At 54.3% G+C, this 21,646-nt stretch carries 22 protein-coding genes; 9 read left to right on the forward strand and 13 right to left on the reverse strand.

The genetic code is table 11. From position 1 onward, the window contains the following. Positions 1-98: 98 nt before the first annotated feature. The gene (gene hydN / locus OGV89_RS11255) at positions 99-644 is read right to left on the reverse strand and encodes an electron transport protein HydN (protein ID WP_003037366.1); all 546 of its coding nucleotides are present in this window, start codon (positions 642-644) and stop codon (positions 99-101) included. 145 nt (positions 645-789) lie between these two features. Then, positions 790-1,803, reverse strand: a complete 1,014-nt coding sequence (locus OGV89_RS11260; protein WP_049002952.1) for a LacI family DNA-binding transcriptional regulator — start codon at positions 1,801-1,803, stop codon at positions 790-792. A 264-nt stretch (positions 1,804-2,067) separates the two neighbouring features. Here OGV89_RS11260 and ascF point away from each other — a divergent pair, with 264 nt between their 5' ends. The 3 genes from ascF (at position 2,068) to OGV89_RS11275 (ending at position 5,381) form a co-directional block, all read left to right on the forward strand. Further along, positions 2,068-3,522: a PTS cellobiose/arbutin/salicin transporter subunit IIBC gene (ascF, locus tag OGV89_RS11265; RefSeq protein ID WP_061549719.1), complete on the forward strand. Its 1,455-nt coding sequence runs from the start codon at positions 2,068-2,070 to the stop codon at positions 3,520-3,522. Positions 3,523-3,544: 22 nt separating this feature from the next. Then, positions 3,545-4,969, forward strand: coding sequence for a 6-phospho-beta-glucosidase (locus tag OGV89_RS11270; RefSeq protein ID WP_032938383.1), 1,425 nt, complete (start codon positions 3,545-3,547; stop codon positions 4,967-4,969). A gap of 172 nt (positions 4,970-5,141) precedes the next feature. Beyond that, positions 5,142-5,381 (forward strand): SymE family type I addiction module toxin, encoded by a 240-nt coding sequence (locus OGV89_RS11275; protein ID WP_003037379.1) that lies wholly within the window; start codon positions 5,142-5,144, stop codon positions 5,379-5,381. A gap of 56 nt (positions 5,382-5,437) precedes the next feature. Here OGV89_RS11275 and hycI read toward each other — a convergent pair whose 3' ends face one another. The 9 genes from hycI to hycA form a co-directional block, all read right to left on the reverse strand. Beyond that, entirely contained in the window at positions 5,438-5,908 is a 471-nt protein-coding gene (gene hycI / locus OGV89_RS11280) for a hydrogenase maturation peptidase HycI (protein WP_003037382.1), read from the reverse strand. Beyond that, on the reverse strand, positions 5,901-6,311 hold the full coding sequence (locus tag OGV89_RS11285) for a formate hydrogenlyase maturation HycH family protein (RefSeq protein WP_003037385.1): 411 nt from the start codon (positions 6,309-6,311) through the stop codon (positions 5,901-5,903). The genes hycI and OGV89_RS11285 overlap by 8 nt, the downstream gene beginning before the upstream one ends. After that, positions 6,308-7,075 (reverse strand): formate hydrogenlyase subunit HycG, encoded by a 768-nt coding sequence (gene hycG, locus OGV89_RS11290; RefSeq protein ID WP_003037388.1) that lies wholly within the window; start codon positions 7,073-7,075, stop codon positions 6,308-6,310. The genes OGV89_RS11285 and hycG overlap by 4 nt, the downstream gene beginning before the upstream one ends. Then, positions 7,075-7,617: a formate hydrogenlyase subunit HycF gene (gene hycF, locus OGV89_RS11295; RefSeq protein WP_003846595.1), complete on the reverse strand. Its 543-nt coding sequence runs from the start codon at positions 7,615-7,617 to the stop codon at positions 7,075-7,077. The genes hycG and hycF overlap by 1 nt, the downstream gene beginning before the upstream one ends. A gap of 9 nt (positions 7,618-7,626) precedes the next feature. Next, on the reverse strand, positions 7,627-9,336 hold the full coding sequence (gene hycE, locus OGV89_RS11300; RefSeq protein ID WP_003037393.1) for a formate hydrogenlyase subunit HycE: 1,710 nt from the start codon (positions 9,334-9,336) through the stop codon (positions 7,627-7,629). 17 nt (positions 9,337-9,353) lie between these two features. Next, positions 9,354-10,277, reverse strand: coding sequence for a respiratory chain complex I subunit 1 family protein (locus OGV89_RS11305; RefSeq protein ID WP_003825914.1), 924 nt, complete (start codon positions 10,275-10,277; stop codon positions 9,354-9,356). Positions 10,278-10,279: 2 nt separating this feature from the next. Next, on the reverse strand, positions 10,280-12,106 hold the full coding sequence (gene hycC, locus OGV89_RS11310; protein ID WP_016150886.1) for a formate hydrogenlyase subunit 3: 1,827 nt from the start codon (positions 12,104-12,106) through the stop codon (positions 10,280-10,282). Continuing rightward, positions 12,103-12,714: a formate hydrogenlyase subunit HycB gene (gene hycB, locus OGV89_RS11315; RefSeq protein WP_003037401.1), complete on the reverse strand. Its 612-nt coding sequence runs from the start codon at positions 12,712-12,714 to the stop codon at positions 12,103-12,105. Before hycB ends, hycC begins: the two co-directional genes overlap by 4 nt. Before the next feature lie 143 nt (positions 12,715-12,857). Continuing rightward, complete coding sequence (hycA, locus tag OGV89_RS11320) at positions 12,858-13,316, reverse strand: formate hydrogenlyase regulator HycA (protein WP_003840271.1); 459 nt, start codon at positions 13,314-13,316, stop codon at positions 12,858-12,860. Between the two features lie 198 nt (positions 13,317-13,514). On the opposite strand from hycA, the gene hypA reads away from it, so the two are divergent. From hypA to flhA, 6 genes are all read left to right on the forward strand, one after another. Further along, positions 13,515-13,886, forward strand: coding sequence for a hydrogenase maturation nickel metallochaperone HypA (gene hypA, locus OGV89_RS11325; RefSeq protein ID WP_003037406.1), 372 nt, complete (start codon positions 13,515-13,517; stop codon positions 13,884-13,886). Between the two features lie 103 nt (positions 13,887-13,989). Further along, positions 13,990-14,862 (forward strand): hydrogenase nickel incorporation protein HypB, encoded by an 873-nt coding sequence (gene hypB, locus OGV89_RS11330; RefSeq protein WP_003037409.1) that lies wholly within the window; start codon positions 13,990-13,992, stop codon positions 14,860-14,862. Further along, positions 14,853-15,125: a hydrogenase 3 maturation protein HypC gene (gene hypC / locus OGV89_RS11335; RefSeq protein ID WP_003037411.1), complete on the forward strand. Its 273-nt coding sequence runs from the start codon at positions 14,853-14,855 to the stop codon at positions 15,123-15,125. Before hypB ends, hypC begins: the two co-directional genes overlap by 10 nt. After that, positions 15,126-16,247 (forward strand): hydrogenase formation protein HypD, encoded by a 1,122-nt coding sequence (gene hypD, locus OGV89_RS11340; protein WP_003037413.1) that lies wholly within the window; start codon positions 15,126-15,128, stop codon positions 16,245-16,247. Further along, positions 16,244-17,254 (forward strand): hydrogenase expression/formation protein HypE, encoded by a 1,011-nt coding sequence (gene hypE / locus OGV89_RS11345; protein WP_003037416.1) that lies wholly within the window; start codon positions 16,244-16,246, stop codon positions 17,252-17,254. Before hypD ends, hypE begins: the two co-directional genes overlap by 4 nt. Before the next feature lie 127 nt (positions 17,255-17,381). Continuing rightward, positions 17,382-19,460: a formate hydrogenlyase transcriptional activator FlhA gene (flhA, locus tag OGV89_RS11350; protein WP_003840276.1), complete on the forward strand. Its 2,079-nt coding sequence runs from the start codon at positions 17,382-17,384 to the stop codon at positions 19,458-19,460. A gap of 39 nt (positions 19,461-19,499) precedes the next feature. Here the strand turns inward: flhA and OGV89_RS11355 are convergent, their stop codons facing one another. Together OGV89_RS11355 and OGV89_RS11360 are read right to left on the reverse strand one after the other, a co-directional pair. Next, positions 19,500-19,844: a nitrous oxide-stimulated promoter family protein gene (locus OGV89_RS11355; RefSeq protein ID WP_003846586.1), complete on the reverse strand. Its 345-nt coding sequence runs from the start codon at positions 19,842-19,844 to the stop codon at positions 19,500-19,502. An 84-nt stretch (positions 19,845-19,928) separates the two neighbouring features. Then, complete coding sequence (locus tag OGV89_RS11360; protein WP_003846585.1) at positions 19,929-21,623, reverse strand: NAD-dependent malic enzyme; 1,695 nt, start codon at positions 21,621-21,623, stop codon at positions 19,929-19,931. Between the last annotated feature and the right edge of the window lie 23 nt (positions 21,624-21,646).

Consider the following 21,646-nt stretch of genomic DNA (forward strand, 5'->3'; position numbering starts at 1 on the left):
ATGCTTATCAGGCCTACGGGGATGCGAACAGTAGGCCGGATAAGGCGAAGCCGCCATCCGGCATAAGTACTACCGTATTTTACGCGGATTTTCAGATATCAGAACAGCAAAGATGCGGTGGAATCCAGCGCCGCGCGACGGCGTTTTTCCGCGCTAAGTTGCTCAAGCTTATTGCGATCTACATAAATCAGCGCGTGAGTCGGGCACACTTCCATACAGGCAGGACCGGCCTCGCGATGGTGGCACAGGTCGCACTTATTGGCTTCAGCTTTTTCTGCACGGACGTTCAGACCCGCGCCGCTGTTACGCACAACCGGACGCACGACCACTTCCATTGCGCCGTAAGGACAAGCCACAACGCAAGTTTTACAGCCAATGCAGCGTTCCTGCATTACGTGAACAAAACCTTTATCACGGCTGATCGCACCGTTCGGGCAGACGTTAGCGCACGGCGCGTCTTCACACTGGCGGCACAGCGTCGCCGTGGAGACATTAACGCCTTTGATGACGTGAATGCGGGGTAAAAAAGTTTCAGGGGTCAGCGATGCGCAGTCCTGGTTATCCTGATGGGATACCACGCAGGCCACTTCACAGGTACGGCAACCAATGCATTTATTGGCGTCTGCAATGATGAAACGGTTCATCAATTTCTCCAGCAATGACAGAATATCTGCCGAAGCATTCACAAATCGTGCCAGAATTTAATTTGCTGTTATTAAAGGAATTTTATTTTGAAAAACGCAAGAAGGGCGTGTCATCGTCACTAGTGACGATGACAAATGACAGCCGTCAGCGCGAAGCGGGCGGCGCAACTGAGTCGCGCTGGATGAGTTCACCGGTGAAGGTCTTTGACGGCCTGAACGCCCCGTCACCCAACATAAAGATCAGACGCCCAATCGTTTCCTGAATCATTTCTGTTACCGGAATTTTAACGCTGGAAAGCGCCGGAATAGTGTATGCCGCGAGGGCGATATCATCAAAACCAATCACCGACACCTGTGCGGGAACGCTCACGCCTTGCTCGTGCAACTGCTTCATCGCGCCGATCGCCATATCGTCATTACTGGCCACCAGCGCGGTAAAATTGACATTGCGCGAAAGCAAAGTATCCACACCCGCTGCGCCGCAGGCTGGCGTCCATTTCCCTTTAACAATCAGATCATTATTTAGCGCGATACCATGATGTGCCAGCGCGTCTTTATAACCTGAAAGTCGCTCCAAGCCTGTTGGAGAATCCATCGAGCCGGTAATAAAACCAATCTCTTTATGCCCGGCGGCAATGAGCTGAGTAACGGCGTTAAAGCTGGTCTGCTTTTGATCACACCATACGCTGTGGCTACTGTTTTTCCGCAGGCGTCGATTAAGCACCATAATCGGCTGGCTGTGGGCATCGATGATATCGTCTATCTCATCCACGCTGAGAAAACGCGGATAAATCATAATCGCGTCACAGCGCAGGTCGAGCAGGTACTGGATCGCCTGGCGCTCTTCCTCAGCGCTGTGCTTACCGTCAGCCAGTAACAGCTGGCGTCCTTTATCTTCCGCCATCCGCGCGGTATGAAACAGCAGCTCGCTGAAATAGACGCCGTGATAAAGGGTATTTGTTACCACCAGGCCCAGCGTCTGCGTGGTTTTCGCCGCCAGACTGCGCGCCAGCAAGTTTGGGCGGTAACCACTCTCTTCAATGGCCTGAAACACGCGGTCTTTGGTCTCCTGGCTGACGTAGCCGTTCCCGGAAAGCACCCGGGAAACTGTCGCTTTCGACACCCCGGCACGCTTCGCCACCTCCAGCATCGTGGTCATATTACTCATCCCTATTCTCTCAATGTGACGCAGTGTACTGCACCGTTTCGCCGCTGTCCTTGCTGCTAAATCGCAGACGCTGACATCTGGTGATCGTAGTCACAATTACAAAAAATGATCAAATTTAAATCTTGCTCATTACTTATATTTTAAACATGATTTTGTGGAACCGGTTTCCTATCTGCGTTTCATAACCCAGAAAAGCGACCCAACGTAAACGGATAAAACATAACGTACCCTACTGATAAAACAGGATTAAATCCGATGTCCAAGAATTATGCAGCGCTGGCGCGCTCCGTTGTGACGGCTCTGGGAGGCGTCGACAACATCACAGCAGTGACCCACTGTATGACCCGTTTGCGTTTCGTTATCAAAGATGACTCGCAGGTCGACAGCGCGACGCTGAAAACGCTTTCTGGCGTACTTGGCGTGGTGCGTAGCGATAACCAGTGCCAGGTGATCATCGGCAACACCGTTTCGCAGGCGTATCGCGAAGTGGTCAGCCTGTTGCCTGCCAATATGCAGCCTGCTGAGCCGCAAACCAACCCCCGACTGACGCTGAAGCGGATTGGCGCGGGGATCCTCGACGCGCTGATCGGCACCATGTCGCCGTTGATCCCGGCAATTATCGGCGGATCAATGCTCAAGCTGCTGGCAATGATCCTCGAAATGACCGGCGTGCTGGAGAAAGGATCGTCCACGCTCACCATTCTGACCGTTATCGGTGACGGCGCATTTTTCTTCCTGCCGCTGATGGTCGCCGCGTCGGCCGCTATCAAATTCAAAACCAACATGTCGCTGGCAATCGCCATCGCGGGCGTACTGGTGCATCCCAGCTTCATCGATCTGATGGCGAAGGCTGCGCAGGGTGAGCACGTTGAGTTTGCCCTAATCCCGGTGACGGCAGTGAAATACACCTACACGGTGATCCCGGCGCTGGTGATGACCTGGTGCCTGTCATACATCGAACGTTGGGTCGATCGCATCACTCCTGCGGTAACCAAAAACTTCCTTAAACCAATGCTAATCGTGCTGATCGCCGCGCCGCTCGCCATTGTCATCATTGGCCCGATCGGTATCTGGATCGGTAGCGCAATTTCAGCGCTGGTCTATACCATTCACGGCTATCTCGGCTGGCTGTCGGTGGCCATTATGGGCGCACTGTGGCCGCTGCTGGTAATGACCGGTATGCACCGTGTCTTTACGCCAACCATTATTCAAACCATTGCCGAAACCGGAAAAGAAGGCATGGTGATGCCGTCAGAAATCGGCGCCAACTTGTCGTTAGGTGGTTCATCGCTGGCAGTAGCATGGAAAACCAAAAACCCGGAACTGCGTCAGACGGCGTTAGCGGCAGCCGCCTCCGCCATCATGGCGGGGATTTCCGAACCTGCGCTTTATGGCGTAGCGATCCGCCTGAAACGACCACTAATTGCAAGTCTTATCAGCGGTTTTATCTGCGGTGCCGTTGCCGGAATGGCCGGACTTGCAAGCCACTCCATGGCAGCTCCTGGCCTGTTCACCAGCGTCCAGTTTTTCGATCCGGCCAATCCGATGACTATCGTTTGGGTATTTGGCGTGATGGCGCTGGCGGTAGTGCTTTCCTTTGTATTAACGCTGATTCTTGGCTTTGAAGATATCCCTGTCGAAGATGCAGCCGCGCAGGCCAGAAAAAACCAGGCCGCACAACCGGGCAATATCAATGGAGCCAGCATTTGACTGGTATGAACTGAGGTTAATTATGTCTGTTTTTCCGCAAGGATTTTTATGGGGCGGCGCACTGGCCGCCAACCAGTCTGAAGGGGCATACCGGGAAGGCGGCAAAGGACTGACTACCGTCGATATGATCCCCCACGGCACACATCGGATGCCCGTCAAGCTGGGTCAGGAAAAGCGCTTTGCGCTGTGGGATAACGAATTTTATCCTAGCCATCAGGCGATCGACTTTTATCATCGCTATAAAGAAGATATCGCGCTGATGGCCGAAATGGGTTTTACGGTATTTCGTACTTCCATTGCCTGGAGCCGTCTCTACCCTAACGGCGATGAGCTGACGCCGAATAAAGAGGGCATCGCGTTTTACCAGAGCGTGTTTGCCGAGTGTAAAAAATACGGTATTGAGCCATTAGTCACGCTGTGTCACTTCGATGTGCCAATGCATCTGGTCACCGAGTACGGCTCCTGGCGTAACCGCAAAATGGTTGAGTTCTTTACCCGCTACGCCCGTACCTGCTTCGAGGCCTTTGACGGTCTGGTGAAGTACTGGCTGACGTTCAACGAAATCAACATTATGCTGCACAGCCCCTTTTCAGGCGCCGGGCTGGTATTTGAAGAAGGTGAAAATCAGGATCAGGTGAAATATCAGTCCGCTCACCACGAACTGATAGCCAGCGCCCTGGCGACTAAAATAGCCCATGAAATTAATCCGCAAAACCATGTCGGTTGTATGCTGGCTGGCGGTAATTTTTATCCTTATTCCTGTAAACCAGAAGATGTGTGGACCGCGCTGGAAAAAGACCGCGAAAACCTGTTCTTTATTGATGTGCAGGCGCGCGGGGCCTACCCGGCTTATTCTGCCCGCGTGTTTCGCGAAAAAGGCGTGGTCATAGAAAAAGCCCCAGAAGATGACGACATCCTGAAAAACACCGTCGATTTCGTCTCGTTCAGCTATTACGCATCGCGCTGCGCCTCGGCGGAAATGAACACCGGCAATACCAGCGCCGCCAACGTGGTGAAGTCGCTGCGTAATCCGTATATTGCGGCCAGCGAATGGGGCTGGGGCATCGATCCGCTTGGTCTGCGCATCACCATGAATATGATGTATGACCGCTACCAGAAACCGCTATTTCTGGTGGAGAACGGGCTGGGAGCGAAGGATGAAATCGATGCCAATGGTGAGATCAATGACGACTATCGCATTAGCTATTTACGCGAACATATTCGCGCCATGGCAGACGCGATTGAAGATGGCGTGCCCCTGATGGGTTACACCACCTGGGGCTGTATCGATCTGGTTTCTGCCTCAACCGGTGAGATGAGCAAACGCTACGGTTTTGTGTATGTGGACCGCGATGACGCGGGCAACGGCACGCTGACGCGCACCCGTAAGAAATCATTCTGGTGGTACAAAAAAGTGATCGCCAGCAACGGCGCCGATCTGGCATAACAGATCTGCCGGAGGGGGTTACAGTCTTCCGGCAGAATTACATATTTTCATTTCATTTATTACATTCCAGATGTGGAATCGTCCTTCCAGTTTCAGGTTTGCCCTCATCCTTTTTTACTGGCATTTTATTCAGTAGTTTTTAATCCTGGCCGTTCACCACAAGGAAGCGTGCATGTTTGATAAAAAGGGTAAATCAGCAGAGGTAATCACCAAACCGGTACGTCGCTTGAAAGTCAGCTATGTCAGAAAACGCCATGAAGATCCAAAAACGGGTTACACGCGACGAATCAGTCGGCACGCCTCGCTCACGCTGAACGGCGACTGGCTGGAACAAGCTGGATTTCCGACCGGTACAGCAGTGAATGTATCAGTGATGCAGGGGAAATTAATTATTGAGCAGGCAATTGAATGACGAGGATACACTGGGAAAACAGGCCGGATGTCGTTCACATCCGGCACTGATACGGTTTACTCTTCTGGCGCTTCCAGCTCGGAGAATCCACCGTGTCCTTCCCAACCGGCTAATCGCTGATAGACGGTATCAACAGCATCTTTGATCGGCTGTGTCATCGGGTAGTAAAAACCGACGATGTCCGGTTGAATGCCGAGGAAAATCACCTCACCAACGTCGTCTTTCAGCTGATCGACCAGGTAATTCAGCGGCATGTTATGGGTGGTCATCATGAACATCTCGGCAATGTCATCGGGATCGATAATGCGGATTTCACCTGGGTTCAGCCCCATATCGGTAGCATCAACAATCAACAAACGTTGCGGACGCAGTTCACGGATCGCGACAATGTCATTTTCCGGCGCGCTTCCGCCGTCGATGACAACCCAGTTGCCTTGAGGATTTGCAGCACACATTTCAGCCAGCAGCGGGCCCGCGCCGTCATCGCCCATCATGCTGTTACCCACACATAATAAAACGTCAGTCACGGTGTCTCCTCACCATCAGATAGATGGCGCTTTCCTGGTGTATGTCGTGCAGCATGCTAAGCATCAGCTTGCTCCACTCCTGCTGCTGCGGGGTCTGTACGGCACGCGCATCATCGAACGCGCGTGCCAGCATTTGCACATGGTTGAAATCGATAACGATCTCGCCGTATTTCGGCACACCTTCCATTTTCCGGCGAGCTTCGCTTCCCTCAGCAAGGGTAGCAATCCATGCCAGATATTCGTCCCATGGACAAGTTAACGCCGCTTCCAGGCAATCGATGATCCCAAGGTGGTGACCAATCGCCAGGCTGTAATAGACAACCTGCTGCGCCTCAGCGGGCGTCGCATCGTTCTCATCAATAAACTTACGGCTCAGTTGACTGAACACCACCGTTTCACTCATCGGATACGCGCCTCTTCGACAACATGGTTAAGATGCGTGACGATCTCGGTCAGACGCGGATCGTTTTCCGCCTCCAGCCAGCGCGCCACCTGATGCTCGCCCTGCCCTAACTGCGTCATATAGTCATCAGCAATCTGGCGACCGTAGCGGTATCCCGCCAGACGGCGAGCCTCGCGATCCACCTTCACTCGCAGCGGCTGAACCATATCCGGATGCAGAATTTCGGCGGGCTGTTCGTCCAGTTCACCCGGCGCACGCGCGTGAATTTTTTGTTCCAGCAGACCCAGCGCCATTGCAAAACCATACAGCGTGGCTGCAGGCGTTGGCGGGCAGCCAGGGATATAGACATCCACCGGTACGATTTTGTCCGTGCCGCCCCATACGCAGTATAAGTCGTGGAAAATACCGCCGCTGTTACCGCAAGCACCGTAAGAGATACAAATTTTCGGGTCTGGCGCAGACTGCCAGGCGCGTAGCGCCGGAGAGCGCATGGCACGGGTTACCGCGCCGGTAAACAGCAGGATATCCGCATGACGCGGGGACGGTACCACTTTGATGCCAAAACGTTCGGCGTCAAACAGCGGAGAAAGCGTGGCGAAGATTTCGATTTCGCAACCGTTGCAGCCGCCGCAGTCCACACGGTAAACGTACGCTGAACGCTTGATGCTTTTTAGCAGCGACGCTTTCATGCTGGCAATGGATTCATCCACCGTCATCGGTACCGGAATACCGTTGGCGTCACGTGGGCCTAATAAATTGCTCATCAGCTGGCCTCTTTCATATGGCGAGTCAGTTCAATACGATCAGACGGCACCAGGCATTTCTGGCGCTTACAGTCCGGGCAGGTCTCAAAGCTTTCACGGTGGTTTTCCGCGCGGCTATCACCGTTGTGCTTAAGCAGCGCAATGGCGTAATCAATCTCTTTTTGTACCGCAAACGGACGGTTACATACGCGGCAGTTACACAGCGCAAAGCGGGACTGCTGCAGGAAATCCTCTTTCTTCCACACCGCCAGCTCATACTCCTGCGACAGCTTGATTGCCGCCGTCGGGCAAACTTCTTCGCAACGGGCGCAGAAGATGCAGCGACCGAGGTTGAACTGCCACGCCAACTCATTGGTGACCAGATCGGTTTCGACCGTCAGCGCGTTCGACGGGCACGCATTCACACAGGCCGCACAGCCGATGCACTGCTGCGGATTATGTTCCGGTTTGCCACGGAAGTTTTTATCGACCGCGATCGGCTCCAGCGGATACGACGACGTCGGTGCCCCGGTTTTGATGACTTTTTTGATAAAGGTAAACATGGCGATTCCTTATTTCAGCGGCGAGTTTTTACGCTCGATGCTGTAGCGCTCAAGTTCTTTGTACGGCACGACTTTGCTCTTCTTCTTACGTACATCGACCACGGTCATACGGTCAGTACAGGAGTAGCAAGGATCGAGGCTACCGATAATCAGCGGCGCATCGGAAACGGTATTACCACGCAGCATGTAGCGCAGCGTCGGCCAGTTGGCGTAGGTCGCCGCACGGCAGCGCCAGCGATACAGTTTCTGGTTGTCGCCGGTCATGCTCCAGTGAATGTCATCTCCGCGCGGCGCTTCAGCAAAGCCCAGTGCGAAACGGTGAGGAATGTAGGTAAAGCCTTCCACCATCAGCGGGCCGCCCGGCAGGTTATCAAGACCAAAGTCGATCATATTCAGTGCGGTGTAGACTTCATTAATACGAACTTTCAGACGAGAAATAACGTCGCAGCCTTGCTCGCTATGAACTTCCATCGGCAGCAGACCATAGCCGACAAACGGGTGATCGGCGCGGGTGTCACGCGCGTGGCCGCTGGCGCGAACCATCGGGCCGACGTTACTGAAGTCACGGGCAATTTCCGGATCCAGACGACCAATACCAACGGTACGCTGTTCCATATTCGGCGTACTGAGCAGCATATCGACCAGTTCCTGCACGTCACGACGCATCTGCTGCGCCAGTTGACGGGTCTGGATCATATCTTCTTTCAGCAGATCACGACGGATACCGCCGATCAGGTTCAGACCGTAAGTTTTACGTGCCCCGGTGAGGATCTCCGCCATCTTCATCGACGTTTCACGCACGCGGAAGAACTGCATAAAGCCGGAGTCAAAACCGGTGAAGTGACAGGCCAGGCCGAGGTTCAGCAGGTGCGAGTGCAGACGCTCAACTTCCAGTAGAATGGCACGGATCATCTGCGCACGTTCCGGCACCACGATGCCCATCGCATTCTCAACGGAGGTGGTATAGGCGGTGCTATGCGCAAAGCCGCAGATACCACACACGCGATCTGACAGGAACGTCACTTCGTTGTAACCCATACGGGTTTCCGCCAGTTTCTCCATGCCGCGGTGGACATAGAACAGACGGTAGTCGGCATCAATAATGTTCTCGCCGTCCACGAACAGGCGGAAGTGACCGGGTTCATCGGAGGTGACGTGCAACGGGCCAATCGGCACCACGTTATTTTTCTTGTCGCCCAGTTCGTTGATGAACTCGTAGGTTTCAGCATCGGTAGTCGGCGCCGGGCGCTGACGATAATCCATGCTGTCTTTACGCAGCGGATAGAGTTCGTCCGGCCAGTCATCGGGCAGTACCAGACGACGCTCATCCGGCAAACCTACCGGGATCAAACCGTACATATCGCGCACTTCGCGCTCGCCCCAGACCGCAGCCGGAACGCGCGGCGTGACGGACGGGAACTCCAGCTTATTGGCATCGACTTCAACGCGGACGGTTATCCAGCATTTGGTGCCCTGCTCCATCGACATCACATAATAAACAGCGTAATGGCCGCACAGCTGGCGTTCGTCGTTACCAAACAACACGGACAACCAGCCGCCCTGTTTGTAGTACAGGAACTCCACCACTTCCGGCAGGTAGTTCACCTTGACGGTGATCGTCAGCTGATCTTTGGTCTGCCAGGCTTCATCCAGCACCACGCCCGGAAAGGCCTGATGCAGCGCAGCGAGATATTGTTGACCTAATTTTTCTTCAGACATGCTCAAACTCTCTTAAATCACGCCACCAGCAAGGAGACGAACGCTAAAAACGCAAACCCAAAACCGGCCCAGGTCACGCGTGAAGTGGCGCAAAAACGCAGACGCGCCATGCTGTTTTCGAACAGGGCGATGACCAGCACGCCGAGGACCAGCTTGACGACGGCAATCACCAGCGCCAACAGCAGCCCACCCGCGGTGAAGGTTTCCATCTGTCCCCACGGCAGGAACACACCAACGAACATTTGCAGAACGACCAGTTGCTTGAGGCTAATGCCCCATTTCAGCACGGCAAAACCGCTGCCGCTGTATTCAGTCAATGGACCTTCCTGCAGCTCTTGCTCTGCTTCTGCCAGATCGAATGGCAGTTTGCCCATTTCGATAAAGGTGGCGAAAGCACAGGCGCACAGTGCCAGAATCAGCGGGATGCTGCGCGCAGCAGGCCAGTGGTAAATGGTATCGGCGATATTGCTGATATGGGTTGAACCCGCAACCTGTGCCGCTACCCACAGCCCCAGCAACAGGATAGGTTCAACCAGCACGCCGAGCATCGCTTCACGGCTGGCACCAATGGCGGTAAACGGGCTACCGGTATCCAGTCCCGCGATAGAGAAGAAAAAACGGGCAATGGCGAACAGGTAAATTAAGGTGATCAGATCGCCCAGTTGCGGCAGCGGTGAGCCAACGGTCACTACCGGTAGCGCAGTGGCGATAGTCAGCATCACGCCCACCATCACAAACGGCGTCAAGCGGAAGACCCAACTGGAATCCGCAGGCGCAATGCTCTGACGGCCCAGCAGTTTGATAATGTCGCGGTATTCCTGCAAAACGCCCGGACCGCGGCGATTGTGCAAACGCGCGCGCGCCACGCGGGTAACGCCGGACAGCAGCGGCGCAACGGCAAACAGCACCAGCGCCTGAATTAACGGATATAAAACACTCATTTTCAGGCTCCTCGTGAAACCACAATCACCACCAGCACCGCCAGCTCAATCAGCGCCAGGCGACGGAACAGCACCGGCGCAGCCGCATTCTGCCAGCCCGGAACCAGTGATACCGGATTCAACCACTTACGCAGTTTGAGTACCGGGGCAAAGGCTTCTTTCACCGGCATGGCAAAACCGTGCGCGGTAATGACCATTGACTGCTCGTGATCGTAACCACACACCCATGCCGCACCGCGTGAACGCGACGGCAGACGGTTGCCTTTGAAAATTGCCATGATGATGAACGGCAGCAGCGGACATGCGATCAGCAGCAGCGTGATCATTGGCTGAGAAACGGTGGTGTTCGCAGTTTCCAGCGGCAGCGGAACGGCAGATGAGATCATCGGCAGCAGCCACGGCGCAGCCACGCCGCCAATCACACAGCAGATAGCCAGCGCAACGACGCTCACGCCCATCAGGATTGGTGCGCAGCAGGCGTTTTCAGCTTCCTTCGTGCGCGGTGCACCAAGGAACGTTACGCCATAGACTTTCGCCATACACATCACCGCCAGCGCGCCGGTAATTGCCAGCCCAACCGCCAGCAACGGCCCTAACAGACGACCGACAAACGCCCCGCTGTTACCCAGCTTGAAGAAGGATTGATAGATAACCCACTCACCGGCAAAACCGTTCAGCGGCGGCAGCGCGGCCATCGCCATCAGGCCAACCAACATCGCCAGAGAGATAACCGGCATGCGTTTGCCGATACCGCCCAGTTTTTCGATATCACGATGACCGGTACGGAACCAGATGCTGCCTGCGCCCAGGAACAGAACGCTTTTGAACAGGCTGTGGTTTACCAGGTGGTACAGACCGCCGGTCAAACCCAGCGCAATCAGCGCCGGTTGATTCAGGGAAATCCCGGTCACGCCAGCGCCTAGCCCCAGCAGAATAATGCCGATGTTTTCCAGCGTGTGGTACGCCAGCAGGCGCTGGATATTGTGTTCCATCAGCGCATACAGACCGCCAACAAATGCGGTGATCATGCCCAACACCAGCAGCGTAACCCCCCACCACAGCGGTGCATTACCGCCCAGCAGCGACAGGGAGAGAATACCCAGTAGACCAACCTTCATGACGACGGTAGAGAACAGTGCCGCAGCCGGTGCGCTGGCATTGGCGTGTGCCTGTGGCACCCAACCATGCAGAGGAATAATCCCGGCCAGCAGGCCAAAACCTGCCACGCCCAGCAGCCAGATGTCAGACCCGAGCGGCAGCTCCTGGGTGCGCAGGTCTAGCAGACGCAGCTCCAGAGTGCCGTAACGTTGCCACACAAGGTAGCAGGCAACCGCCAGCAGCAGCGTACCAATACGCCCCAGCGCAAACCACAGTTTGCCTTCTTTACTGCATCCGGTGAGGAACACGGCACACAGCGCCATGATTTCCGCCATCACCACCAGCGTACCGAGGTTGCTGGCAACCACCGCACATACCGCCGCGGCCATCAGCAGATTCACCAGCAGGCCGTTAGCTTTCACCTGCGGATGACGATGCCAGTCAATGTTGTACAGGCTGACAAACAGGCCGCACAGTCCCAGCGTAATCAGCCAGATAGCATTCAGCGGAGTAATTTGCAGACTGTGCCCAATAAACGGCATCACGCCGCTCACCGCCAGCGCATTAGTCAGAACGGTAAAACCAGCGGCTGCCGTACACAAGCTGCCGACCGCACCGCCAACTCCAGCAATCCAGCCGCTCAGCGATTTATGAAATGAAAACAGAAATGCCAGAACCGCAGCCGCTGTAAACCAGGCCACGCCGCTGTTAATCAGTGAAATTGCGCTCATTTTGCATCCCCACTCTGAGCCTGCTGAAACAAGGTGAGATCGCCGAAATCGGTATTGAAAGTCAGCTCACGCTTACGTTTGCTGGCGCGGGCGATATCCATGTTGCTCACCAGGTGCAGGGCTTTGGTCGGACACATGCGCACGCAGGCCGGACCAAGCTCATCAAAACTGCACAGATCGCATTTCACCGCGATGGCACGAACGCCAGGAACCCAGTCCAACAGCGAACTCACGCGAGCAGGCGCTGGCGGAGCCGGAGGCGCTTTTGGCGTATTGGCGTTTGCCGGGATATGCAGCGGACGGCTACCGGAAAACTCTATCGCGCCAAACGGACAAGCGATCCCGCACAGTTTGCAGCTTACGCACAGGCTTTCATTCAGCTGTACGGCGCCATCAACGCGGTTAATGGCATTAACCGGACACACGGTGGCGCAAGGCGCATCTTCACACTGGTGGCAAAGCTGCGGCGCGGATTCTTTTTCATTTAACATCACTTTCAGGCGCGGCATTGACTGCAGGCCATGCTGGCGATGTGTCTCTGAGCAGGCGGCTTCACAGGTGTGGCAGCCAATACAAAGAGTGGAGTCAGCAATTACAAAACGATTCACCAGGCATTCCTCAGGTGATAGTCATTTTTGACGAAAACATGTCTGCAAAATGTCATTTCGACATTTTTCGACATGCCCATTCCCTAAAACATCGTGACGCAGTATGTAAACCGCATCATGACAAAGTGGACAGCACCTGAGGCTTAAGCCGGGCTATGTCCCTCAACCAGTTGGCTTAAATTCACCGGCATATTGTTCTCAACCGCGGTGTACAGGCTGTCGTAGACGGTGGCGATTTTCTCGAGATAGTGCTCCAGTACCTGTTCGCGATCGCGGTTGCTGAAACGCTCATCGACTTGACCGTCGATGGTCAACTGTGCCTGTGCAATCAGTTGCTTATCATCACCATCTTTTGTTTCGACGTAGTACTCGATGGTGTGGCTATTGAAGCCATCCGCCAGCGTGACGTAGATAGTGAAGTGTTCAAAAAGGACAAAGCAGAGATCTTTGTCCGGCGCACAGCTCATTGCATGATGCAAACGCGCTTTCGACAGGGTGATCCCCTGAACCAGCGAGTTACAGTAAATACGCCACTGGTCCTGTAGGCGACGATGCCGTTCAGCGATGTAATCGGCTTTTTCGCTTATTTCCCAAATAGTCATGTCAGGTTACCCGTTTAGCAGAGATGAACAGCCTTAAGCACATTTCATGCCAAAATTAAATTTATTAATTTTCATATAGATAAAAAATTAAAGGCGGGTGACGACATGTCATTTCGTCATTGTCGTCATTGTCACGAATGAAAAAAATCAACCTGGCATGCTTATTGCTTTTGATACGGCAACTTCACAGGAGGCGGTATGCACGAAATAACCCTCTGCCAACGGGCACTGGAATTGATTGAACAACAGGCCACGCAACACGGTGCTCAGCGAGTAACTGGGGTCTGGCTCAAAATTGGCGCATTTTCTTGCGTAGAAACCAGCGCTCTCTCCTTTTGTTTTGATCTGGTATGCCGCGGGACCCTTGCAGAAGGTTGTAAACTCCACCTCGAAGAACAAGAAGCCGAATGTTGGTGCGAATCTTGTCAACAATACGTCACATTACTGACGCAACGCGTGCGCCGATGTCCGCAATGCAACAGCGATATGCTGAGAATTGTGGCCGATGACGGCTTACAGATTCGACGTATTGAAATAGATCAGACTCCAGCGCCGGATGGCGACGCTTAAGCGTTTTATCCAGCCTACAGAAAGAGCTCGTTTGTAGGCCGGATAAGGCAACGCAGTCATCCGGCAACAGATGTATCGCAAGTAAAAAGATCAGGAGTGAGCGATGTGTACGACATGTGGTTGCGCTGAAGGCAACCTATATATAGAGGGTGATGAGCATAATCCCCACTCGGCGTTTCGCAGCGCGCCATTTGCCCCAGCGGCTCGTCCAGCGCTGAATATTACCGGTGTGAAGACCTCAAATTTCACACCGAGCCAGACCGAAGAAGGCGATTTGCACTACGGTCACGGTGAGGCAGGAACCCACGCACCAGGTATGAGCCAACGCCGTATGCTGGAAGTGGAAATTGACGTACTGGACAAAAACAACCGCCTGGCCGAGCGCAACCGTGCCCGCTTTGCGGCCCGTCAGCATCTGGTGCTGAACCTTGTTTCAAGCCCGGGCTCCGGTAAAACCACGCTGCTGACCGAAACGCTGATGAAGCTGAAGGATAGCGTGCCGTGCGCCGTTATTGAAGGTGACCAGCAGACGGTGAACGATGCTGCCCGTATTCGCGCCACAGGCACGCCCGCCATTCAGGTCAACACCGGTAAAGGTTGCCACCTTGACGCACAAATGATTGCTGACGCCGCGCCGCGTTTGCCGCTTGACGATAACGGCATTCTGTTCATTGAGAACGTCGGCAACCTGGTCTGCCCGGCCAGCTTCGACCTCGGCGAGCGCCATAAAGTGGCCGTGCTTTCCGTCACCGAAGGTGAAGACAAACCGCTGAAATATCCACATATGTTTGCCGCCGCATCACTGATGCTGCTCAACAAAGTGGATCTGCTACCGTACCTCAATTTTGACGTTGAAAAATGCATCGCCAGCGCCCGGGAAGTGAACCCGGGAATTGAGATTATCCTGATTTCCGCCACCAGTGGTGAAGGGATGGATCAATGGCTCTCCTGGCTGGAGACGCAGCGATGTGCATAGGTGTTCCGGGTCAAATCCGCACCATTGATGGCAACCAGGCCAAAGTCGACGTTTGCGGTATTCAGCGCGACGTCGACCTGACGCTGGTCGGTAGCTGTGATGAGCATGGCCAACCGCGCCTCGGCCAGTGGGTACTGGTCCACGTCGGTTTTGCCATGAGCATCATTAATGAAGCTGAAGCGCGCGATACGCTCGACGCGCTGCAAAACATGTTTGACGTTGAGCCGGATGTCGGCGCGTTGCTGTACGGCGAGGAAAAATAAATGCGTTTTGTTGACGAATACCGCGCACCAGAGCAGGTGATGCAACTGATAGAGCACCTGTCTGAACGTGCCGCCCACCTCCCCTACACGGCTGAACGCCCACTGCGCATCATGGAAGTTTGTGGTGGTCATACCCACGCTATCTTCAAATTCGGCCTCGACCAGTTGCTACCGGAAAACGTGGAGTTTATTCATGGTCCGGGTTGCCCGGTTTGCGTTCTGCCGATGGGTAGAATCGACAGCTGTGTAGAAATCGCCAGCCATCCAGAAGTGATTTTCTGCACCTTTGGTGATGCGATGCGCGTCCCGGGTAAGCAAGGCTCCCTGCTGCAAGCCAAGGCGCGAGGTGCGGATATCCGTATCGTCTATTCACCGATGGATGCGCTGAAGCTGGCACAGGAAAACCCAACGCGTAAGGTGGTGTTCTTTGGTCTGGGTTTTGAAACCACAATGCCAACGACCGCTATCACTCTGCAACAAGCAAAGCAGCGTGACGTGCAGAACTTTTACTTTTTCTGCCAGCACATCACGCTTATCCCTACGCTGCGCAGCCTGCTGGAACAGCCGGACAACGGTATTGACGCCTTTTTAGCACCAGGCCACGTCAGCATGGTGATTGGCACTGATGCTTATAATTTCATTGCTTCAGACTTCCATCGTCCGTTAGTGGTCGCCGGTTTTGAACCGCTCGATCTCCTGCAAGGCGTGGTGATGTTAATTGAGCAGAAAATTGCCGCGCACAGCCAGGTAGAAAACCAGTACCGCCGCGTGGTGCCGGATGCCGGTAACGCGTTAGCGCAACAGGCCATCGCCGAGGTGTTCTGCGTCAATGGCGACAGCGAATGGCGCGGTCTGGGCGTTATCGAATCCTCTGGCGTTCACCTTACGCCTGACTATCAGCGCTTTGATGCCGAAGCCCATTTCCAGCCAGCGCCGCAGCAGGTGTATGACGATCCGCGCGCGCGTTGTGGGGAAGTGCTGACGGGCAGATGTAAACCACATCAGTGCCCATTATTTGGCAAAACGTGTAACCCGGAGACCGCTTTTGGCGCCCTGATGGTCTCCTCTGAAGGCGCATGTGCCGCCTGGTATCAGTATCGTCAGCAGGAGTGTGAAGCATGAGCAGCGTACAACTCGCCCACGGTAGCGGCGGTCAGGCTATGCAGCAGTTGATCAACAGTCTGTTTATGGAGGCATTCGCGAATCCGTGGCTGGCGGAACAAGAAGATCAGGCACGTCTGGAACTGGCGCAACTGGTCGCTGAAGGCGATCGTCTGGCGTTTTCAACCGACAGCTATGTTATCGATCCGTTGTTCTTCCCGGGCGGTAATATCGGCAAGCTGGCTATCTGTGGTACGGCTAACGACGTGGCGGTCAGCGGCGCGATCCCGCGCTATCTCTCCTGCGGTTTTATCCTCGAAGAAGGTTTACCAATGGAGACGCTGAAAACCGTCGTTAACAGCATGGCGGCAACCGCGCGCGAAGCGGGTATCGCCATCGTCACCGGCGACACCAAGGTTGTACAGCGCGGCGCGGCGGACAAGCTTTTTATCAACACCGCCGGAATGGGTGCGATCCCCGCCAACATTCACTGGGGCGCACAGACCCTGAGCGTGGGCGATGTGCTGCTGGTCAGCGGTACGCTTGGCGATCACGGCGCAACTATCCTTAACCTGCGCGAACAGTTGGGTCTTGATGGCGAACTGGTCAGCGACTGCGCGGTATTGACGCCGCTTATCCAGACGCTACGTGATATTCCCGGCGTCAAGGCGCTGCGTGACGCCACCCGTGGCGGCGTGAATGCAGTAACGCATGAATTTGCCGCATCATGCGGGTTTGGTATTGAGCTGTCTGAAGCGGCCCTGCCCGTGAAGCCCGCTGTGCGTGGCGTTTGCGAACTGCTGGGACTGGATGCGCTCAACTTTGCTAACGAAGGTAAGCTGGTGATTGCCGTTGAGCGTCAGGCCGCTGAAACGGCGCTTGCCGCGCTGCGCGCGCATCCATTAGGACGCGATGCCGCAATGATTGGCGAAGTGGTAGAACGCAAAGGTGTGCGTCTGGCCGGACTTTACGGCGTGAAACGAACCCTCGATTTACCACACGCCGAACCATTACCTCGTATATGCTAACTGCCCATTAGCAGCAACGTGTAGGCCGGATAAGCGAAATCGCTATCCGGCAATAATTTACGACTTATACCTATAATTCATTTACCGTTTTCGCACCGTTCTGCGGTGCTTTTCCTGGAAAAGCAATATGTCGTATACACCGATGAGTGACCTCGGACAGCAAGGCCTGTTCGATATTACTCGTACATTATTACAGCAGCCCGATCTCCCGTCTCTTAGCGAGGCGCTTTCGCAGCTGGTCAAGCGTTCAGCGCTGGCCGACTGTGCGGCTATTGTCTTATGGCAGGCACAAACGCAGCGTGCGCGTTATTTTGCGACGCGTGAAAATGGTAAACCCATCGATTATGAAGACGAAACGGTACTGGCTCATGGCCCGGTACGCCGTATTTTGTCTCGCCCCGATGCGCTGCACTGCAACTATCACGAGTTTACGGAAACCTGGCCACAGCTGGCCTCTGGCGGACTGTATTCTGAATTTGGCCACTACTGCCTGCTGCCGCTGGCGGCGGATGGGCGTATCTTTGGCGGTTGCGAGTTCATCCGTAATGAAGATCGTCCATGGAGTGAAAAAGAATATAACCGTCTACAGACCTTCACCCAAATAGTCGGCGTCGTTGCTGAACAAATTCAAAGCAGGGTCAGCAACAACGTCGATTACGATCTGTTGTGCCGCGAGCGTGATAACTTTCGCATCCTGGTCGCCATCACCAATGCGGTACTCTCCCGCCTGGACATTGACGAACTGGTCAGCGAAGTCGCCAAAGAGATCCATCACTACTTCGACATTGATGCCATCAGCATCGTGTTACGCAGCGATCGTAAAAACAAGCTCAGCATTTATTCCACCCACTATCTGGATGAACATCATCCAGCGCACGAACAAAGTGAAGTGGATGAAGCAGGTACGCTTTCCGAACGCGTGTTCAAAAGCAAAGAGATGCTGCTGATTAATCTGAGCGAACGCGATACGCTCGCTCCTTACGAACGGATGCTATTCGAAACCTGGGGCAACCAGCTACAAACCCTGTGTCTGTTACCGCTGATGTCGGGCAATACGATGCTCGGCGTACTCAAGCTGGCACAGTGCGAAGAGAAAGTTTTCACTACCGCTAACCTCAAGCTATTGCGCCAAATTGCCGAGCGTGTGGCAATTGCCGTGGATAACGCGCTTGCGTATCAGGAGATTCACCGCCTGAAAGAACGTCTGGTAGATGAAAACCTGGCGCTGACTGAACAACTCAACAATGTAGAGAGTGAGTTCGGCGAAATCATTGGCCGCAGCGAAGCGATGTACAGCGTACTCAAGCAGGTCGAAATGGTGGCGCAAAGCGACAGCACCGTCCTGATTCTGGGTGAGACCGGAACGGGTAAAGAGCTGATCGCACGGGCCATTCACAACCTGAGCGGACGTAACGCCCGTCGGATGGTGAAGATGAACTGCGCGGCAATGCCTGCCGGATTACTGGAAAGCGATCTGTTTGGTCATGAGCGTGGCGCGTTTACCGGTGCCAGCACGCAGCGGATTGGTCGTTTCGAACTGGCCGATAAAAGCTCGCTGTTCCTCGACGAAGTGGGCGACATGCCACTGGAGCTACAGCCTAAGCTGCTGCGCGTTTTGCAGGAGCAGGAGTTTGAACGTCTGGGCAGCAATAAACTGATCCAGACCGACGTACGCTTGATCGCCGCCACTAACCGCGATCTGAAAAAGATGGTAGCCGATCGCGAGTTTCGTAACGATCTCTACTATCGACTGAACGTCTTCCCGATCCATCTGCCGCCGCTGCGTGAGCGCCCGGAAGATATTCCGCTGCTGGTAAAAGCCTTTACCTTTAAAATTGCTCGCCGGATGGGGCGCAATATCGACAGCATTCCCGCCGAGGCGCTGCGTACGCTGAGCAGCATGGAGTGGCCGGGCAACGTGCGCGAGCTGGAAAACGTGGTAGAACGTGCGGTTCTGCTTACCCGAGGCAACGTACTGCAACTGTCCCTGCCGGATATTGCCCCTTTGATGCCGTCTACGCCTCCGGTGGCAACCGAAGTCGCACAGGACGGCGAAGATGAATACCAGTTGATCATGCGCGTTCTGAAAGAGACCAACGGTGTGGTTGCCGGACCTAAAGGCGCGGCACAACGGCTGGGGCTGAAACGCACCACGTTACTCTCGCGTATGAAACGCCTGGGCATTGATAAGGATGCGCTGGTTTAACGGTTCGCCCGATAGCGCCACGCTTATCGGGCATCTGAATTACTTCTTACGCTGGTATTTCTCTGGCAATTCCGGGACAGGGCGTTTGTCATCAATCAGATGACGCACGGTCAGAATCGGATGACGCCAGAGCATTCTTGGCCCAGCCCAACGCATAATTTGCTTCATCTCTTCGCGTTTGGCAGATTGATAGCAGTGCACCGGACACTGCTTACAGGCCGGTTTTTCCTCACCAAAGACGCACTTATTGAGGCGTTTTTGCGCATAGGCAAACAACGCATCGTAATGCCCCGGCTCGTCTGAAGCCTGCGGACACTGGCGCTCGTAGAGTGAGATCATTCTCTGGATCGTCATTTTTTCACGTGCAATACGTTTGCCGGACATAATGCCTCCACAATTAAGTTGCATAAATAATACACCTTAACCATAGAGGCAACCAATAGCCGTTAACAATTCCAGGAAGAATGACTAAATTGCCCGGCGTTTATAAGGACGGTAGTGCGGTAGCCAAAAGTTATCGTTGATGCTCTGCAGCAACACCTCGTCGCTTATCTTCTCTGCCACACCGGACTGCTGTGCCGCCTTACCGACCTCAAAAGCAATGCTGCGAGTCACGTCGCAGATTGTCCCAATCTCCGGCAACAGAGCGCCTTCCCCGTTACGAACCAGCGGAGAAGCATCGGCCAGTGCGCAGCTTGCCGCCATCAGCATAGCGTCTGTTATGCGCGTCGCACCACTGGCGATAGCCCCCAGACCGATAGCCGGGAAAACATACACGTTATTACATTGCGCAACCGGAATGGAGCGCCCATTAAATTCAACTGCATCACAGGGGCTGCCGGTCGCGATGATGGCCTGTCCCCTGGTCCAGCGAACAATATCTTCTGGCCGCGCTTCCATTCTCGAGGTGGGATTCGACAGCGGCATAACAATCGGGTGATCGCAGTATTGATACATCGTGCTAATCACCTCCTGCGAGAACAATCCGGCCTGGCCCGACACACCCAGCATCACCGTGGGTTTGACATTATGAATCACCTCCAGTAATGACGGCGCCTGCCCCTCATACTGCCAGTCAGATAAGGCCTCGGGAGGTTGTGCCAGCGGTTGCTGGAAATCCGCTAAAGCATGATTGGTGGTCATCACCAGACCGTCGCGATCCACCATAAAAATTGTCCGTCTGGCTTCAGACTGGCTCATCCCTTCACTGATGCGACAGGCAATGATATGCCGGGCTATGCCACATCCGGCTGCGCCCGCTCCCACAATCACGATCGGTTGCTTGCAGAAATCGCGGCCGCTGCCACGACATGCGGCAAGTAAGGTCGCCAGAGCTACCGACGCAGTGCCCTGAATGTCATCATTAAAGCAGCACAGATCATCGCGATAACGCTCCAGCAGAGGCACTGCGGTATGTTGAGCGAAGTCTTCAAACTGCAGCAAAACGTCAGGCCAGCGCCGTTTTACGGCCGCAATAAACATGCCAATAAATGCGAAGTAGTCTTCACCGGTGATACGCGGATGACGCCAGCCGATATAGCGCGGATCGTCCAGCAGTCGCGTATTGTTCGTCCCGACATCCAGTAGAATGGGGAGCGTATTAGCCGGATTTACCCCGCCACATACGGTATAGAGCGACAGTTTTCCGATAGGGATCCCCATACCGCCTACGCCCTGGTCACCCAGTCCCAGAATGCGTTCGCCATCTGTAACGACGATGACCTTGATATTGTGCCGTGGATTATCATGCAAAATATCGTCAATACGATCGCGATCGGGCCATGAAATAAAGACGCCACGCGCACGACGATATATCCAGGAGAATTTTTCGCAAGCGGCCCCGACTACCGGGGTATAAACGATGGGCAGCATCTCCGGCAGATGCTTTTTCAGCAGGTAATAAAATAACGTTTCGTTGGTATCCTGAATATTACGCAGATAAATATGTCGAGCGTTGTGGGATTCAGCCTCAAGATATTGTTGATACGCCCGCTCGGCTTGTTCATCAATATTCTCAATGGCGCAAGGCAGTAGTCCACTCAGATTAAAGTCATGTCTTTCTTGCTGCGTGAAGCTACTTCCCTTGTTCAATAACGGAGACTCAAGCAGTAACTTCCCCGTAAACGGGACGTATAAAACATCGTTTGTCACGTTGCCATCCATAAATTACAACCAGATAAAAAAAT

Origin of the sequence: Citrobacter sp. Cf125 (assembly GCF_030333935.1) — a bacterium.
Classification (GTDB): Bacteria; Pseudomonadota; Gammaproteobacteria; order Enterobacterales; family Enterobacteriaceae; genus Citrobacter; species Citrobacter freundii.

Bases quoted from the DNA above. Each gene is read 5' to 3' on its own strand.
- hydN (WP_003037366.1), bottom strand. From the start codon at position 644: ATGAACCGTTTCATCATTGCAGACGCCAATAAATGCATTGGTTGCCGT.
- OGV89_RS11260 (WP_049002952.1), bottom strand. From the start codon at position 1,803: ATGACCACGATGCTGGAGGTGGCGAAGCGTGCCGGGGTGTCGAAAGCG.
- ascF (WP_061549719.1), top strand. From the start codon at position 2,068: ATGTCCAAGAATTATGCAGCGCTGGCGCGCTCCGTTGTGACGGCTCTG.
- OGV89_RS11270 (WP_032938383.1), top strand. From the start codon at position 3,545: ATGTCTGTTTTTCCGCAAGGATTTTTATGGGGCGGCGCACTGGCCGCC.
- OGV89_RS11275 (WP_003037379.1), top strand. From the start codon at position 5,142: ATGTTTGATAAAAAGGGTAAATCAGCAGAGGTAATCACCAAACCGGTA.
- OGV89_RS11285 (WP_003037385.1), bottom strand. From the start codon at position 6,311: ATGAGTGAAACGGTGGTGTTCAGTCAACTGAGCCGTAAGTTTATTGAT.
- hycG (WP_003037388.1), bottom strand. From the start codon at position 7,075: ATGAGCAATTTATTAGGCCCACGTGACGCCAACGGTATTCCGGTACCG.
- hycF (WP_003846595.1), bottom strand. From the start codon at position 7,617: ATGTTTACCTTTATCAAAAAAGTCATCAAAACCGGGGCACCGACGTCG.
- hycE (WP_003037393.1), bottom strand. From the start codon at position 9,336: ATGTCTGAAGAAAAATTAGGTCAACAATATCTCGCTGCGCTGCATCAG.
- OGV89_RS11305 (WP_003825914.1), bottom strand. From the start codon at position 10,277: ATGAGTGTTTTATATCCGTTAATTCAGGCGCTGGTGCTGTTTGCCGTT.
- hycC (WP_016150886.1), bottom strand. From the start codon at position 12,106: ATGAGCGCAATTTCACTGATTAACAGCGGCGTGGCCTGGTTTACAGCG.
- hycA (WP_003840271.1), bottom strand. From the start codon at position 13,316: ATGACTATTTGGGAAATAAGCGAAAAAGCCGATTACATCGCTGAACGG.
- hypA (WP_003037406.1), top strand. From the start codon at position 13,515: ATGCACGAAATAACCCTCTGCCAACGGGCACTGGAATTGATTGAACAA.
- hypB (WP_003037409.1), top strand. From the start codon at position 13,990: ATGTGTACGACATGTGGTTGCGCTGAAGGCAACCTATATATAGAGGGT.
- hypC (WP_003037411.1), top strand. From the start codon at position 14,853: ATGTGCATAGGTGTTCCGGGTCAAATCCGCACCATTGATGGCAACCAG.
- hypD (WP_003037413.1), top strand. From the start codon at position 15,126: ATGCGTTTTGTTGACGAATACCGCGCACCAGAGCAGGTGATGCAACTG.
- hypE (WP_003037416.1), top strand. From the start codon at position 16,244: ATGAGCAGCGTACAACTCGCCCACGGTAGCGGCGGTCAGGCTATGCAG.
- flhA (WP_003840276.1), top strand. From the start codon at position 17,382: ATGTCGTATACACCGATGAGTGACCTCGGACAGCAAGGCCTGTTCGAT.
- OGV89_RS11355 (WP_003846586.1), bottom strand. From the start codon at position 19,844: ATGTCCGGCAAACGTATTGCACGTGAAAAAATGACGATCCAGAGAATG.
- OGV89_RS11360 (WP_003846585.1), bottom strand. From the start codon at position 21,623: ATGGATGGCAACGTGACAAACGATGTTTTATACGTCCCGTTTACGGGG.